We start from the raw sequence: 15638 nt of genomic DNA, 5'->3' as shown, positions 1-15638 counted from the left end.
AAGAAGGTTTAAAATTGACAAATTAATATTCAAGCTCAACTTTTCATAACCAATTCAGTCGCAACTCCATTCAAGTGATAGGGAGAAGCTGAGATTAGAAACACCAAAAATCTATCAAAAAATCACTAATTCATGAGATTAAACCCTGAAACTAGCTCAAATGGTACCAGGGTTTAGATCGGCTAACCCTAGATTCCACAAAAATCAAGAGACCAATTTTTGTTGGCTAAACAACTTTTAAGTGGTTTATAATTTCCGGACCCGAAAATTACAAATAATGGGGATAAAGGGTATTTTTTAATGAACAAAAAGATGTTTAAACTTTCTGCAATTCAAGCGGCTTTTTTATTAACATTGTCAGGGTGTGTGAACGATAACAAGTCGTCTAAACCTGAAGATGTTCCGCCAACCGCTAAAGATGTAACGATTAAAGGGGCAAAGCAGTGGATTCCCGCATCCGGTAATCTACAAGGGTACGATCAAGATGGGGATTCTTTAACCTATAGTTTTTATGAGGGTGATGAGTCTATCGAGTCAGTTGAGGGTATCTATACATTCAGTCATGGTCAGATGACATTAGATGGCAATGAATTTGAATATACTTCATTCTCGGGGGAAGAGGTTTCAATTGGTTATACGGTAACCGCAAATAGTGCATCTGCCTCTGCGACAATTGAAATAACAAATGTCGCAAACGACCCTTTAGCCTATCAGCAATGGCACTTACGAAACACAGGCCAAAAAGCTTACTCCCTCAGCGATGAAATGAAGCAAGGCCTTGTAGATTTAGAGATTTATACAGCTGCGGAAGCTGATGACAGATTTGAAGAAGCTGAAGCTGAAGAGCTAGTTGCCGGCGAAGATATGAATGTTTTAGCAGCATACTCTCAAGGTGTAACTGGTGCAGGCGTAACGGCTGTTGTTGTGGATTCAGGCTTAGAAATTCGCCATGAAGATCTGATCGATAACGTGCTGGCAAATCGCTCTCTCAACCTAGATGAATCAGCAGCTGACAGAACAGACCCGACAAGCCTATCCAATAGCGGAGATCATGGTACTAGTGTTGCCGGTCTCATCGCAGCTAAAGGCTGGAACAATATAGGTAGCCGTGGGGTGGCCCCAGATACTGGGCTTATCGGCATGAACTACTTAGGTAGTGATAAAATAGAGCAAACTGATCTATTGGCGCACGGATTTCCTGGTAGTGGTATTTCTATAGATGAGGAAATTTCAGCGTTTAACCGCAGCTATGGTATTACCTACCCAGCTTCTATTGCTTACTCTGCTTTAGATGAAGCCATTGAGTCTTACCCCAACCTTACTCTTCGAAGCGGAAAAGGCGCTTTGAACATGAAGTCAAGTGGCAACTCTTTTGAGGACGGCCGTGGTGAGGGCTCATTATGCGCTGATAATGGGGCCAATGAGCTGGGTCTAACCTGTTACAACTCTGCATTCCAGCCCAGTCACGGTCACCCTTATTACCTGAATGTTGCAGCAGTAAACGCTAACGGAAAGCATACGAGCTACTCGACAGCCGGGGCAAGCATGATGGTATCAGCTCCTGCAGGAGAGTTTGGTCGCTACGCTCCCGCCATGGTAACCACGGATCAAATGACATGCATTAATGGTTATTCTGGATTTAATGGTGGGACAATAAGCGCCTGGAGTGAATACTACGGTGAGGACTTCGCAGCCAGCCAATTCCCATTCAACTATCCGGGCCACCCAGAGAATGCAAGCTGTAACTATACCTCAACCTTCAATGGAACATCTTCTGCTGCGCCAAACGCATCAGGTGTTGTGTCTCTGATCCTATCTGCAAATCCAGAGCTGACTTGGCGAGATGTCAGGCACATCCTGGCCTCGACAAGTACTGTAATTGATACAGAAGATGCAAAAGTTGAGCTTACGATTGGAGAAGGAACTTTTGTTGCTCATGATGGCTGGATTGAAAACGCTGCTGGTTATTACTTTAACAATTTGTATGGCTTTGGTCGCGTTGATGCAGGTGCAGCTGTTGCTATGGCTTTAAGCTACTCAGAGAATCTTGGTGAGCAAATTGTCACTGATTGGCAAGGAGTAGGCTCAACCATCAGTGATTCAGCACTGGGAGCAACAATTCCAGACAATAGCGCAACAGGTATTAGCCAGCAAATCGAAGTGACTGAAGACATTATTATCGAAGCAATGCAGTTCGAATTTGTTGTTCGCAATGACCACATGGGCGCTATATTAAATGATAGCCTATTGACATCAGCTGGTAACGATTTGGCTCTTGAGGTAGTTTCTCCTTCAGGTACTAGAAGTGTTTTACTTTCTTCTAAACAGGCGTTACTAGATGCCTCTTACAGCTTTGAAACTGGATATAGCTATGGCTATATTTTAGATGGTGCCGTGCTTCTTTCTAATGCCTTCTACGGGGAAAATGCTAAAGGAACCTGGACTATCAGAGCATTAGATACCGGTGAAACAAATATCGATTTCTCAAATACAGATAACTACTGGGGGGCTACCGGCCTTATCAATAATCCAGTTGAAAGTGTGTTAGAGGGAGTATCACTAAGAACCTTTGGACGCGCTGTACAATAAGAAGGACAACACAATGAAGCTTAATATATTAATGACACTAACAGCTGCGGTATGTTTATCTGGCATAGTACAAGCTAGCGATATTGACAAAGAGTTAAATGTAGAAAGCAAAGAGATCAAGGTCACAAAGCTAAGAACTAGCACTGCTGATTTTGGCATCTTTAAAATCGAAAGATCACTGTCAAGCGTCCCCACAGCGATTGCTGCGCCAGAACGTATTGTTTCAACAAAAGGTGAAATGGCTATAGTGGATATTGCTGACGACTCTACAACTGATGTTGTTGGCAAAGGTACGGTAGTACGAAACACTATGACTAATGAGTTAACAACATTAACTGGCAATATAACAATTTTACTAGACAAAAATGTAAGCGCATCAGAAGTAGCCTCTGTAGCTAACATGGAAGTGTTATCAGTATTTCCTGGTACTGACATTGCCATCCTGAAAGTTAAAGAAGGCAATGATTTACTGGAAGCCTTTAATGTAATTAAAGAATCTGGCCTAGCTATTGAAAGCCGAGTGGAAGTTACAGAGACCATAAATGAAGCACAATAGTTAAAACTCAATTTAAATATTTATTTCTGACTCTGATATAAAAGGCGTCACCTTCTAGGTGATGCCTTTTATAAAATCCCCGGATTAAGATCTAGGGATCCTCTGATCAACGAAGCATTTTTCCAGAATTAAGCTGAGCTGCTTGAAAAATTCACTTTATTACGCACAAACGCGTAATTTTCGCGTAATAGTCCCCTAATTTTTCATCTGAAACCCTCAATAGGTGGGTTTCAGGCGAACCACCCCTAGGCAGCCAAGTATTTTCTCCCTATTAATAAGTTGGTAAAGCCTGCCAGTAAGCACAGCCTCTCAGTATTTTTTACCAGTCCCCGATAGCGGACCTTGTCATAACCAAATACCCGTTTGATGTAGCGGAAGGGGTGCTCGACCTTCGCTCTTATCTGCGCCTTGATCTTTTCCGCTTTACGGAGTGCATCACGCCCTGGAAGAGTTTTTAGCTTGCTCGGCTTCATTGCTATATACCAATCCGCCTCCCGCTCTTTCAACTCTTCACGTTTCTCCGCACCAATGTACCCAGAGTCTCCCCAGATTCTTTTCTCCTCCCCGTGGAGAACTCGCTCTGTGGTTGTGACATCATGCGAATTCGCTGCTGTTGTATCTATGCTATGTATTACTCCGAGCACATCATCAACCCCGATATGCATTTTCATCCCAAAATGCCACTGATTGCCTTTCTTTGTTTGATGCATTTCCGGGTCACGTTCTTTCTTTTCATTCTTAGTTGAAGTTGGCGCAGAGATAATAGTGGCATCTACAATCGTGCCTTCACGCAGTACCATCCCATTCTCAGCAAGGTGTTTGTTGATTTCATCAAAAAGAGCTGCACCTAGCTGATTGAGCTCCAGTAAGTGGCGAAAGTTAAGAATCGTTGTTTCATCGGGAATTGGGCTACTCAAAGTCAATCCAGCAAAACTACGCATGGATTCAATTTCATACAGTGCATCTTCCATAGCGGGATCACTGAGATTGTAAAATAGCTGCATGCAATGAATACGAAGCATGACACTCAATGGATATGGCTGTCGGCCACGTTTACCTTGTGGGTAACAAGGAGTGATCTGAGCTTCTAGTCGCTGCCATGGGACGAGGGTTTCCATTTGAGAAAGAAACTTCTCTCGGCGAGTTATACGACGCTTTAGCTTATATTCTGCTTCGGCAAAGGTGACTTGGTGCATGATTCATCGTAGTCTTGATGGGTAGGTGAATATTACCAAATTGACTCAGAATTATTCAGAGGTTCCCTAGATCTTCTTTCTGAAAAAAAGCTATATCAGGCAGACTCTACTTCACCATGCACCCTGGATTGAGCGTTTGCTCTAGCCTTTTCATGTACTGGTAGCGCGATGGGTGCCTGTTGAGTTTGCCCAGTAGCCATGACTACAGTACTCCCATGGCGTGCAGCAGTTACCAGCGCATCATTATCTGCAATGGCAGTCATAAAGCGCAACGCTTCGTCTGCGCTGGTACCAGCGCTGGTAAGAACCTTAATAGCCTCGGCTGCACTTTGTGCATATACCCGTCGTGCCTCCCCCATTTTCTCCATACGAATCTTTACGGACTCGCCATCAGCTTTAGCCTTACCCACTTCGCGCTCCCGAATCGCCTCAGCCTCGTAGGTAGCGGCCTGCTTCTCCCGCTGCATTTCCATAACTTTGTTAGCCTGAACCTCTACCGACTTGGGTAGCCGCGGCTCATCTGATAATACATCGACAATCTCTACACCAAAGTCGTGGAAAAATTGGCGAAGGCGCCCCTTGGCTTTATCAGCTATATGTTCTTTTTTGTTATAAACGTCTTCAAGTTCAATGCCGTTGGCAACAGGGATAGCTGCATCTGTCGCAAAAGACTTCAGTTGTGCCTGGTAATTCTCTAAATCATATAGAGCTTTGTATGCAAGCTGCACATCCGACGATACCTGGTGCTGAACCTTAAGAATCAAACCAAAAGTGACATGATTACTGGTCTTTAGACTCAACTCAACGGGGGTTTCATGTAGAGCCGTTGAAGCTTTTTTGTCTACCCAGGAAAGGTAGGGAATAATCAAGTTGAAACCAGGGGTAGCAGTTTTCCAATATTTACCAAGAAATAGCACAAAGTGGTACTGTTTCGGTTCCACTATCACAATGGACTTAGCTAACAAAAAAATTACTACAGCTCCAAGTATCGCAGGCCAAAAAAGTAAAAGGGGAAAGAGTTGTTCCGGCATATTTTAAAAATCCAGTCAGAATAAATTATATAAGATGTGCAAACTCTCTTATTCAGCAAGGGGTAACCAATGGATACGCAAATATACCCACTATACTAAGAGCATTCACCCACAGCTTACATCAACTACAACATGCTGGCCACAAAGCTACTGTCCAAAACCCAACTGTAAGTCTACTACCCCCCAGTAGGGTAAAAGCAAATGTAAAGAACTTCACTAAACCCGCTACAGACCAATAAACAACAATTTTTCTGGAAAAACCCTTAAATTAAAACCCGCACCAATAAAACTATTGTTAGTACAACTTACCATCACTTAACTATTCTTCTGCAACAAAGTATCCAAAATCAAATCTACAGTCATTTATCTTTAAGCAATTGTTTTTTGCGATTCAAGCCTATTCAAGTTACTTTACATGATATGGATGGGCTTTAAAAAGGAGGTACTTTGTGCTGGCTACAGAGCTCTCCAGAGTATTAGGTGCAGAGGAGGCTATGTTCACCGAGTTGGCAAGGCGAACTTGCGGGGGGACATTAGTAATCTCCTTTATCAAAGTACTCACCCCTCTTAGCGTTGAAAAATTAATAAGTGGTTTCGCATCGGCACATAAAATCTACCCACTTCTACAGGCAAGAGTTGAGTCCGGCAACAAGCTTCGATGGCGCTGCGACGTACCATTCGAGTCAATTCCAATTGAGGTTCGAAAATTGAAGGAGCCTCTTGATTTCGAGGCTGAATTCAATCGTCGGGGGAAGACGGGCCTTGATGTTGAAAAATGCACATATACACTTTCCTTCTATATTAATTCCAATGACGAAGCTGAATGGATCTCACTGGTCAGCAGCCACGCAGCTTTGGATGGCCGATCAGTGATGACTTTATTCTGTATTTTAGACATATTCTTTAAAGATGAAGGAACATTCAGGTTGGGCGGGCAACCACTTTACGAAGCTGTCGAAAGCTACTTTAGTTCCTCTAAATACTTTGCCCATGAAAAACCATCACCTCAAAAAGATGAACTCTTTAATTGGCCCGTAGAGGAACCTGCTTTTGCAGCAGAACGTGAAGGTCACGCTATATATCGACAATTTCCGATTGCAGAAATTTCACAACTGGTAAAAATAGGGAAAACCCACAAGGTAAGGCCAAGCGCCCTGTTTTGTGCCATTGCAATTCAAGCATCCAAAATATTACCCAACCATAAAGATTGGATAAAGATTTTACTACCCGTGGATGTTCGTGAACTCTGCGGCACTGAAATTGGATTAAGTGCAGTAGGTGCTTTTTCATCAGCAACCACTCTTGAAATCATGCCCAATATAGATATAGAAGATACTTGGCAACTAGCGCGTCACTTACAGATTGAGCTTGATAAACAGGCGGAAGAAGGAGAACCATTCAAGTTCATGTTCCCCAAGAAATATAAACTCGAGGATATTATTGAATGGGCTCAGGACTACGAGGAAAAGAAATCTGTCTTTTCTGAAGGAATGTGTATATCTAATGTAGGCAGTATGAAAGCGCTTGGCACGGCAATGAAGCACTTCGAAATCATCACGGCAATTCCATTTCAAACACATGGGGCTCACCCTATCTCACTACTAACCTATTCAACGGTACGTAATTCTGTATTTATATTTTCATACTGTGACCCACTCACAAAACGAGATAGCGTTTTGAATTTTGCAGAAAAATTCATCAACACGATCAAGAGGCTTTTAGAACCTGAGAACTAACCCTTGACTTGAAAAAACGAACAAAAGCAAAAGTAAAGCAAAGGCGCCCACTACTCCCTAATCAGCCGAGGCTACACCCAAACAATTTCACCTTATGTACGATTCTCCAACAAAGAATCAATTGGTCACAACAAGTGACCACCAAAAATCAATGCAAGGAAATATTAGTAACGCCAACCAAGCACAGCCAGTCATATCACATGAATCTCCCGAATTTCTCCAATCATCAATTTTAACCTAATAAACCATCCAGAATTCAGCACTTATCTTTCATAATGTAACCTACCAAAAGGAGACGACCTTACTAGCTTTATCGAAAGGCGCACATATATTCTAAAGGAACTATTGCCCCACACCCCCACTCAAGCAATGCACCTCAAACCAGTCAGAATTAGATCAAACCACGACAAATCTTAACCAACACTTATGTATTCCGAACATCTATATGTAGATAAGCAAGCAACATTTAGGCATCAATATTTTTGCATCTTAACTTCTATTTTATTAAGTTTGACATTAAGTCAATCTGTTCTTGGAAAGAGAACCTATGTCCAGCCCAGAACTATCCAGGGTGCTGGGGCCTGAAGAAGCATTATTTACCGAGCTAGCCAGGAGAACTTGCGGGGGAACCTTGCTGGTTTCCTTTTATAAAGTTCTAATTCCACTGAGTGTTGAGCAACTTAAAACTGCCTTTTCTTTAATCCATAAAATTTACCCCCTTCTACAGGCTCGTGTTGAGTCAACTGAGCAACTGCGCTGGTATTGCGATGTACCCTTTGAGGATATCCCTATAGAAATAAAAGAGCTTTCAACACCCATTAATATTGAGTATGAATATACTCGCAGAGGTAAAACAGGACTCAATGTTGAAGCATGTACATATACTCTTTCCTTCTATCTAAATTCACTCGGTAAAGTCGGCTACATATCTATGGTCAGCAATCATGCTGCATTGGACGGCCGGTCTGCCGGGATCATATTCTATATTTTAGATTTGTATTTTTTGGATCAAGGAAGATTCAGGTTAGATAGACAGCTGTTATACAACCCAGTTGAGACCTACTTTGATTCAAGCAAGCATTTCTCAAACAAGCAAAAATCTGGAATTAAAGAAAATTTATTTAAATGGCCAGTAGAAGAAGCCGCTTTTGTTACTGAAAGGGAGGGCCATATTTTATATCGCAAATTTCCTATGGAGGAACTCTCTCACGTTGCAACTATTGGCAGAAAACACAAAGTAAGACCTAGTGCGCTTTTTTGTGCTATTGCCATCCAGGCATCAAACATACTGCCAAATCACAGAGAGTGGATCAAAATCTTATTACCCATGGATGTCCGCGACCTATGCGGTACCGGAATCGAATTAAGCGTTATTGGTACATTTTCTGCAGTTACTACTCTTGAGGTTACACCAGATATCGATATCGAGAACACCTGGGAGCTGGCAAAGCACTTACAGACTGAACTTGATCGGCAGGCAGCGTCCGGTGAATATTGTAAGTTTAACTTTCACAAGAACTATGATTTAGGGAGTATTATAGAGTGGGTTGAAAAGTACGAAACCAACAACCCCTACTTTCTTGAAGGGTTATGTGTATCCAACTTGGGTAACCTGGAATCCCTGGGTGTGCACATGATTTTTTTGAACCCATCATAGGTACCTCACTCCAAACTCATGGCGCCCATCCAATATCATTGAGCACTTATTCAACAGAAAAAAGTTCCGTTTTTGTCTTTTCATACTGTGAGCCACTGACAAAAAGAAATAACGCTTTAAATTTTGCTGAAAAATATATCAACACTCTAAAGAATTTGATATGAATCAGCTCCACATAAACTAGGCGTCTCAAGCTATCGAATCACTTTCAGTATGTACCACTCCCCAAAAAAACACAGCCCCATAAAAGCAATACATTTAAACCATACGCAGGCTATATATTAGACACTATGATTATCTTACAGACTCATAGGGGAGTTTATTAGGACGCCGAACGACCTGCACTCATACCTTTTGTTTAGAGCGTCACTAGGAGGCAATAAATTAACTGAATCTTGCCTCATTGGTTCTCCACCTACTTCACCTCTTTTGTGAGGTGAAGTAGGCAGAAACATCTACTTAATAGCGTTTTTAATCATCTCTTCCCCTCCCCTGCCATGCACAATCCGATACAGTAGCGGAAGTACAAACAGAGTTAGAAGTGTGGAAGAAATAATCCCCCCAATCACAACCGTGGCCAGGGGCCTTTGTACCTCTGCGCCGGTACCCACATTCAATGCCATAGGCACGAACCCCAAGCTGGCGACCAGAGCAGTCATCAGTACAGGACGAAGACGAATCATTGCTCCGTCAATAATCGAAACCAAAAGCTCACCGCCCTGTTGCCGCAGCTGACGAATAAATGACAGCATTACCAGGCCGTTTAAAACCGCAACACCAGAAAGGGCAATAAACCCAACCCCTGCAGAAATCGATAGAGGCATACCGCGCAGCCATAGAGCTAGCACCCCGCCAGTTAGCGCTAAGGGAACTCCTGTAAAAATGATCAAGGCATCCTTGAATGAGCCGAAAGCCATTACCAGAAGACCGAGGATTACCAAAAGCGTCAGCGGGACAACGATAGAAAGACGCGTACTTGCAGATTCCAGTTGTTCAAATGTACCTCCATATACCAACCAGTAACCGGCAGGCAAAGACACCTGTTGCTGGATTCGGGCTTTTGCCTCCTCTACAAAAGATCCTAAATCGCGATCGCGTACATTCGCGGTTACCACTACACGGCGCTTGCCATTTTCACGACTGACTTGATTGGGAGCCGGTGTCATTTCAAGATTGGCTACTTCAGACAAGGGCACATAGCTACCTAGCGGGCTACCAGCGGGTAAAGGTACAGGTAAGTCACCAAGGTTTTCATAGTCCCGGCGCAGACCTTCCGGCAGCCTTACTACCAATTGGAAGCGACGGTCACCCTCATAAATCAGCCCTGCAGATTCCCCACCAATTGCGGTTGATACCAAGTCCTGTAGGGTTTTCAGGTCGATACCATAGCGGGCAAGCGCTATACGCTTGGGGACTACAGAGAGAACTGGCAGACCTTCAACCTGCTCTACTCGAGCATCGGCTACACCCTCAATCCCATTTAACACTCCCAGGATTTGATTAGACGAAGCGACCAGCTGGTCCAGGTCATCACCAAATACTTTGATGCCTAGATCTGCACGCACACCAGAAATCAACTCGTTGAAACGCATCTGGATTGGCTGGGTAAATTCGTAGTTATTACCTGGAAGCTCTCGAACGGCTGCTTCGATTTCTGCCACCAATTGCTCCTGAGGCAGTTTTGGATTGGGCCATTGATTTCTGGGTTTCAGGATCACAAAGTTATCAGCCACATTCGGAGGCATTGGATCTGTAGCTACCTCTGGAGTACCAATTTTTGCAAATACCTTGTCTACCTGGGGGAACGCCTTAATGCGCTGCTCCAGTAGACGCTGCATTTCCACCGACTGCTCAAGGCCAGTCCCCGGAATACGTAAAGCGTGTAGTGCAATATCGCCCTCATTAAGCTGAGGGATAAACTCAGAACCGAGAGTAGTAGCTAGCCAACTACAAAACAGTACTAAAGCAAGAGCCCCTGATAGTACCAGCCAACGCACTTTCATTGCGGCAATTAAAAGCGGCTTGTACAGTGACTTAGTAGCAACAATCACCTTATTTTCTTTTTCACTGACTTTCCCGGTGAGAAAAACAGCAACTGCTGCAGGTACTACGGTGAGAGAAAGAACCAATGCAGCCAATAACGCCATAACCACAGTAGCGGCCATAGGGTGAAACATCTTTCCTTCGACACCAGTCAGTGTGAACAAAGGAATATACACCACCGTGATAATCAACACTCCAAAAAGGCTCGGGCGAATCACTTCATTGGTGGCCTGGAATACCAGCTCCAGTCGCTCTTGCAGAGGTAACTTACCGCTCTTGCGCTGTTGGGCTTCGGCGAGCCTGCGAATCGCATTTTCTACGATAATTACAGCCCCATCGACAATCAGACCGAAATCGAGCGCACCGAGACTCATCAGGTTGGCAGAAACACCGGTTTGCACCATACCAAATATAGTGGCAAGCATGGACAGCGGAATCACAGCGGCCGTAATAAAGGCAGCCCGAATATTTCCAAGTAGCAAGAACAGCACGACGACTACCAGCAACGCACCTTCAATAAGGTTTTTCTGTACTGTAGCGATGGCTTTGTCCACGAGCGTCGTGCGATCGTAAACCGCTTCCACCTTTACACCTTCAGGTACAGTGGATTTTACTTGCTCCAAAGCTACCGCCACATTGCGCGCCACCTCGCGGGAGTTTTCCCCCACCAGCATCATAGCGGTGCCCAAAACGGTTTCTTCACCATCTCGCGTAGCAGCACCGGTACGCAGCTCTTTACCAATAGCCACTTCAGCAACATCAGAAATTTTAACCGGCACCCCGGATCGGCTGGTAATTACTACGTCTTCAATTTCTCCGATATTCTGTAGTTGTCCCGGTGAACGCACTAACAGTTGGCGTCCATTATTTTCCAGATAGCCAGCACCTCGACTTTCGTTGTTGCGACGCAAAGCCTCGGCAATATCCTCCATAGATACGCCGAAGTTAAGCATCTGGCGGGGGTCCGGTGTTACGTGATATTGCTTGTTATAGCCACCGATAGTATTTAGTTCCGTAACCCCCGGAACGAGAGACAATTGCGGTTTAATAATCCAATCCTGAATCTCCCGCAGTGCAGTGGCGTCGTAGGGCTGGCCATTGGGCTGGGTTGCTCCGGGTAAAGCCTCCACGGTATACATAAAGATCTCACCGAGCCCGGTGGCAATGGGCCCCATTTCCGGCTCCAACCCCGGGGGCAGATTGCTCTCGATGGTACCCAGACGACTGTTTATTAAGTTTCGCGCAAAATAGAGATCTGTCCCCTCTTTGAAAACCACGGTCACTTGGGATAGCCCGTAGCGCGAAATCGAACGGGTGTACTCCAAGTTGGGAAGTCCGGCAAGTGCCGCCTCTACCGGATAGGTGATTCTCTGTTCAGCTTCTAAAGGCGAGTAACCAGGTGCTTCAGTATTAATCTGCACCTGAACATTGGTGATATCGGGGACCGCATCAATAGGGAGTTTCTGGTAACTCCAAACCCCGAGCCCCACCAGAATAAAAATTAGGGACAATACGAAATAACGCCGCTCAATGGAGAAGCGCAGGATGCTTTCAATCATCTTCTGGCCTCAATTAATGGTGGTGAGCAGCGCCGGATTTCTCTATATCCGCCTTGATTAAGTAACTGTTTTCAGTGACGTAGCGGTCTCCAGGGTTGAGTCCACTTAATACCTCTGTAACCCTGCCATCGGTCCGCCCAAGTTCCAGTGGGCGAATCTCATAAGCATCCCCTACTTTTACAAACACAACGGTCCAATTGCGGAAGGGTTGTAGCGCTTGATTTTCCACCACTAAGGGCGCAGGACTCTCATGGGTGACCACATCTCCTTGAACCATCAGGTCTGTTGTCCAAATGTCCTCTGGATTCTCAATCATCGCGCGGGCTATTGCGAAAGGCGTGCCATTGCCCCCCGGTGCCAAGCTGACAATTGTCGAATCAAATGAGAGCCCATCGGCGGTAATAGAAACTTTTTGTCCGCGAGCAATTTGTCCCCGGCGAGTGGGGAATACTTGAAGCTCTGCCCATATTTGCTTGTAGTTCGCAATCGTAAACAGTACCCGGTCACCGCTAAACTCCCCTCGACTGGCCTGCTTATCGATAATCTGACCGCTGATAGGCGCTATCAAGGAGTAAGTTTGCAAGCTGTCATTGGACTCAATTGTTGCAAGCTTTTCTCCTTTCTGTATTGAATCTCCCAACGCTTTCTCAATCGTGACAACGGTGCCTGGATAACGAGCACGAACATGACTGAGGCTGCGATGATCGATAGTAGTTTTACCGTAAAGGGTAATACGCTCTTGAATAACTCCCGGTGCGGCTATCGCAGTTTTAATGCCGGCCTTTTCCGCCGTGCTTTCATCTATCTTTACTCTTCCTTCATGTGATTCAAACTGCCATTTGGCACGGCCTCGCTTGTGAATCAAAGAGAGCTCAATGTCGAATGAATGGGGTTCAGCCAGATGTTCTTGGCTGCGCCAGTAATCAATATTTGCATCACGGTATAAGGCAATATGTTGCGATTCACCCCCAAGTCGAACCAGAGTTAGGGTCAATTCTGCATTGTCCAGCGCTTTTCCGTCTTCCTGAATCCATGCGCGAAACTCAGCCTTACCACTCCGCTCTACCAGAGCCAGCTCAACCACAAGATCCCCCTGCTCTAAGAGGCGGCCCCCATGTGGCCCTTTACTTTCTTCTTGATGATGCTCTCCACCGTGGGAGCCACTGGCATAACTAAAATTTGCCACCCACCCTTGAGGTACCAAAAGGATTAGGAACAGCATCGCTAGCTTTAAAGTTCTATTTAATCTGCTCATTTTTAAACTCAACTTCATCTACTGCTCTCGACAGCCACGACACCTAATGGCCGGGCAGTTAATCTCTCAATTTCCGCTCCGTACACATGAACAGAGCGTGCCGCCACAATTCTCGAGCGCTCAGCATCGAGCAATTCCTCGCGGGCAGAGATCAACTCAACATAGGAATAGCGCCCCCGGCGATAGGCCCGGTCAACCTCAGAAAGCGCCTTGCGCAATGTGGGAATAACGGTATTTTGCATTTCGTCAACAATGGCCAGCGCTTGTTCACGGCTCGTTACCGCCAAGAAAAGCTGGGGATAGAGCTTTAGCAATGCCGCCTCTCTATCCAACTGAACCTGTTCCAGCTCAGCCATTGCAGAAATCTCTTTACCCCGATTACGTCGCCCGGTAAAAAGCGGCACGTTAAAGCCAACAACGACAGCATTCTCATCATCTTCTTTGTCGTTCCGATAGCCTGCATACCAACCAATATCAGGTATCGACTTCGCTTGTGTCAGATGCAGGTGAGATGCGCGCAAGCGCTCTTCAGAGGCAAAACGGGCAATAGAAGGGTTTTCCTGAGCCCGCTCGTACAGAACATCAAAGCTGGCATTTGGCTCAAATCGGAAGAGCACGCTGGAGTCAACTGCAAAGTCCTGGGTAGGTTGCCCCCACAGCGCGGATAGTGCGTACTTGTAGTAGCTCAGCATTCGCTCCTGTGCCTCGGCGGCCAAAATGGCATTCGCCAGTGCAGACTCAGCCCGCATGCGTTCAGCTATGGGGGACGCAGCAGCATTGACCCTTGTAGTTACAGCGTCCAACGCTTCTTGCGCCAGCGAGACCTTCTCTTTTTCCAGAATCAGTAATTCTGCGGCAGCGAGTACTTGCGCATAGCCACGAACCACCTCGGCCAAGACATCCAGTGCTGTCGCTTGCTCATCGGCAATTAAGAGGTCCCGCTGAGCATTGACAACATCGATTCGAGCCTGGCGTTTGCCCCCCAACTCAATAACTGATGACAAAGAAGCAGTCAGCTCAAGTTCCTTGTCATCATCATCATCGTCGTCACTTGGCGGACCGGGCCGGCCGGGGAGCTTGAGCTTGAGCTTGATGAACCATCATCTCCGTATACCGCATACTCAGCTTCGAAACCAAAATCCCATGCAGGACGTAGGCCGGCTGTGAACTCAGCACCATCCAATGCCCATTGCTGGAGTGGAAAAACTGCAATCTGGGGATTTTGTGCCAGAGTTTTCTGTATTGCCTCTGGCAACGTCAATACTTCTCCCCTCTGCGCAGAGGTAGCTTGCGCAGACATAAGTAGAGCGGTCGTCAACAAAAATCTAAAGGATGTACGACCAATCACGCTCAGCGAGAGCGTGGAAAAAAATCCATGGAATTCTCCCAAGTCACAACTCGATCATCGTGTGCGAGCAAAAGCTACATACTTCTATAGCGGCACACGCAGTATTTAACTAATCAGACTTGGGTTATAGGTGGGCGTAAAAGTGGAGAAAAATAACCTGAGGGCACAGCTGCACTGATTGTGTCACTGTAACTGATAGTGCCCCGAAGAAGAGGTTGATAAGACTGCCCCAAAAGCCCGGTTGCATTAATTCCGTGACAATGGCAACAGTGATTACAGAAATCCAACGTCGGTGTAGATTGCTCTTCACCGGAGGAAGGCAGCGAGAAAGTGACGGAACCCCCATCAGGCTCGTCAGTAGGAGCTACCCCCGGGAGTTGATCTGTATGATTTGAAGAGAAGTGGATGGTGATATCTTCTAGCTCATCATGACTGTCATAGAAGGCGCCAGCTGTCTGGAAAATCAGCAGCGCAATCAGTAAAAATGACAGACGAACCACATTCATAGGAGCAGGCTAGTATCAATAATGGATCGACTCTAGCAAACATAACCCAGAGCCTCAATTGAATACGGCAAAAGTTTTGTAAAACAACAGCTTATTGACCAGCAATTCTGGATAGCCAGTCTCGTTTCAATACTCGTTTTTACGCAACAGCAGGCGCGAAGG

General features: G+C 45.4%; 10 protein-coding genes and 1 pseudogene. 4 read left to right on the top strand and 7 right to left on the bottom strand.

Going from position 1 to position 15638, the window contains the following annotated elements:
• The first annotated feature begins 300 nt into the window (after positions 1–300).
• Together QT397_14000 and QT397_13995 are read left to right on the top strand one after the other, a co-directional pair.
• On the top strand, positions 301–2589 hold the full coding sequence (locus QT397_14000; GenBank protein WNZ58403.1) for a S8 family serine peptidase: 2289 nt from the start codon (positions 301–303) through the stop codon (positions 2587–2589).
• A gap of 13 nt (positions 2590–2602) precedes the next feature.
• Positions 2603–3145, top strand: coding sequence for a hypothetical protein (locus QT397_13995; GenBank protein WNZ58402.1), 543 nt, complete (start codon positions 2603–2605; stop codon positions 3143–3145).
• Positions 3146–3361: 216 nt separating this feature from the next.
• Here the strand turns inward: QT397_13995 and QT397_13990 are convergent.
• A pseudogene (locus QT397_13990) lies at positions 3362–4341 on the bottom strand (IS5 family transposase).
• Between the two features lie 95 nt (positions 4342–4436).
• Positions 4437–5372, bottom strand: a complete 936-nt coding sequence (locus QT397_13985; protein WNZ58401.1) for an SPFH domain-containing protein — start codon at positions 5370–5372, stop codon at positions 4437–4439.
• A 449-nt stretch (positions 5373–5821) separates the two neighbouring features.
• Here QT397_13985 and QT397_13980 point away from each other — a divergent pair, with 449 nt between their 5' ends.
• Positions 5822–7108 (top strand): hypothetical protein, encoded by a 1287-nt coding sequence (locus tag QT397_13980; GenBank protein ID WNZ58400.1) that lies wholly within the window; start codon positions 5822–5824, stop codon positions 7106–7108.
• A 547-nt stretch (positions 7109–7655) separates the two neighbouring features.
• A complete protein-coding gene (locus QT397_13975; protein WNZ58399.1) occupies positions 7656–8765 on the top strand; it encodes a hypothetical protein in 1110 nt (369 codons plus the stop codon).
• A gap of 455 nt (positions 8766–9220) precedes the next feature.
• Here the strand turns inward: QT397_13975 and QT397_13970 are convergent, their stop codons facing one another.
• From QT397_13970 to QT397_13950, 5 genes are all read right to left on the bottom strand, one after another.
• On the bottom strand, positions 9221–12367 hold the full coding sequence (locus tag QT397_13970; GenBank protein WNZ58398.1) for a CusA/CzcA family heavy metal efflux RND transporter: 3147 nt from the start codon (positions 12365–12367) through the stop codon (positions 9221–9223).
• Between the two features lie 13 nt (positions 12368–12380).
• Entirely contained in the window at positions 12381–13622 is a 1242-nt protein-coding gene (locus QT397_13965) for an efflux RND transporter periplasmic adaptor subunit (protein ID WNZ58397.1), read from the bottom strand.
• Between the two features lie 14 nt (positions 13623–13636).
• Positions 13637–14626, bottom strand: coding sequence for a TolC family protein (locus QT397_13960; GenBank protein ID WNZ58396.1), 990 nt, complete (start codon positions 14624–14626; stop codon positions 13637–13639).
• Positions 14627–14634: 8 nt separating this feature from the next.
• Positions 14635–14922 (bottom strand): hypothetical protein, encoded by a 288-nt coding sequence (locus QT397_13955; protein WNZ58395.1) that lies wholly within the window; start codon positions 14920–14922, stop codon positions 14635–14637.
• Positions 14923–15083: 161 nt separating this feature from the next.
• Positions 15084–15476 carry a hypothetical protein gene (locus tag QT397_13950; protein WNZ58394.1) on the bottom strand — a complete coding sequence of 131 codons (393 nt, stop codon included), beginning with the start codon at positions 15474–15476 and terminating at the stop codon, positions 15084–15086.
• Between the last annotated feature and the right edge of the window lie 162 nt (positions 15477–15638).

The organism is Microbulbifer sp. MKSA007, assembly GCA_032615215.1.
Classification (GTDB): Bacteria; Pseudomonadota; Gammaproteobacteria; order Pseudomonadales; family Cellvibrionaceae; genus Microbulbifer.
Note: the sequence above shows the minus strand (reverse complement) of the source record. Positions and strands in the feature narration are given on the sequence as shown.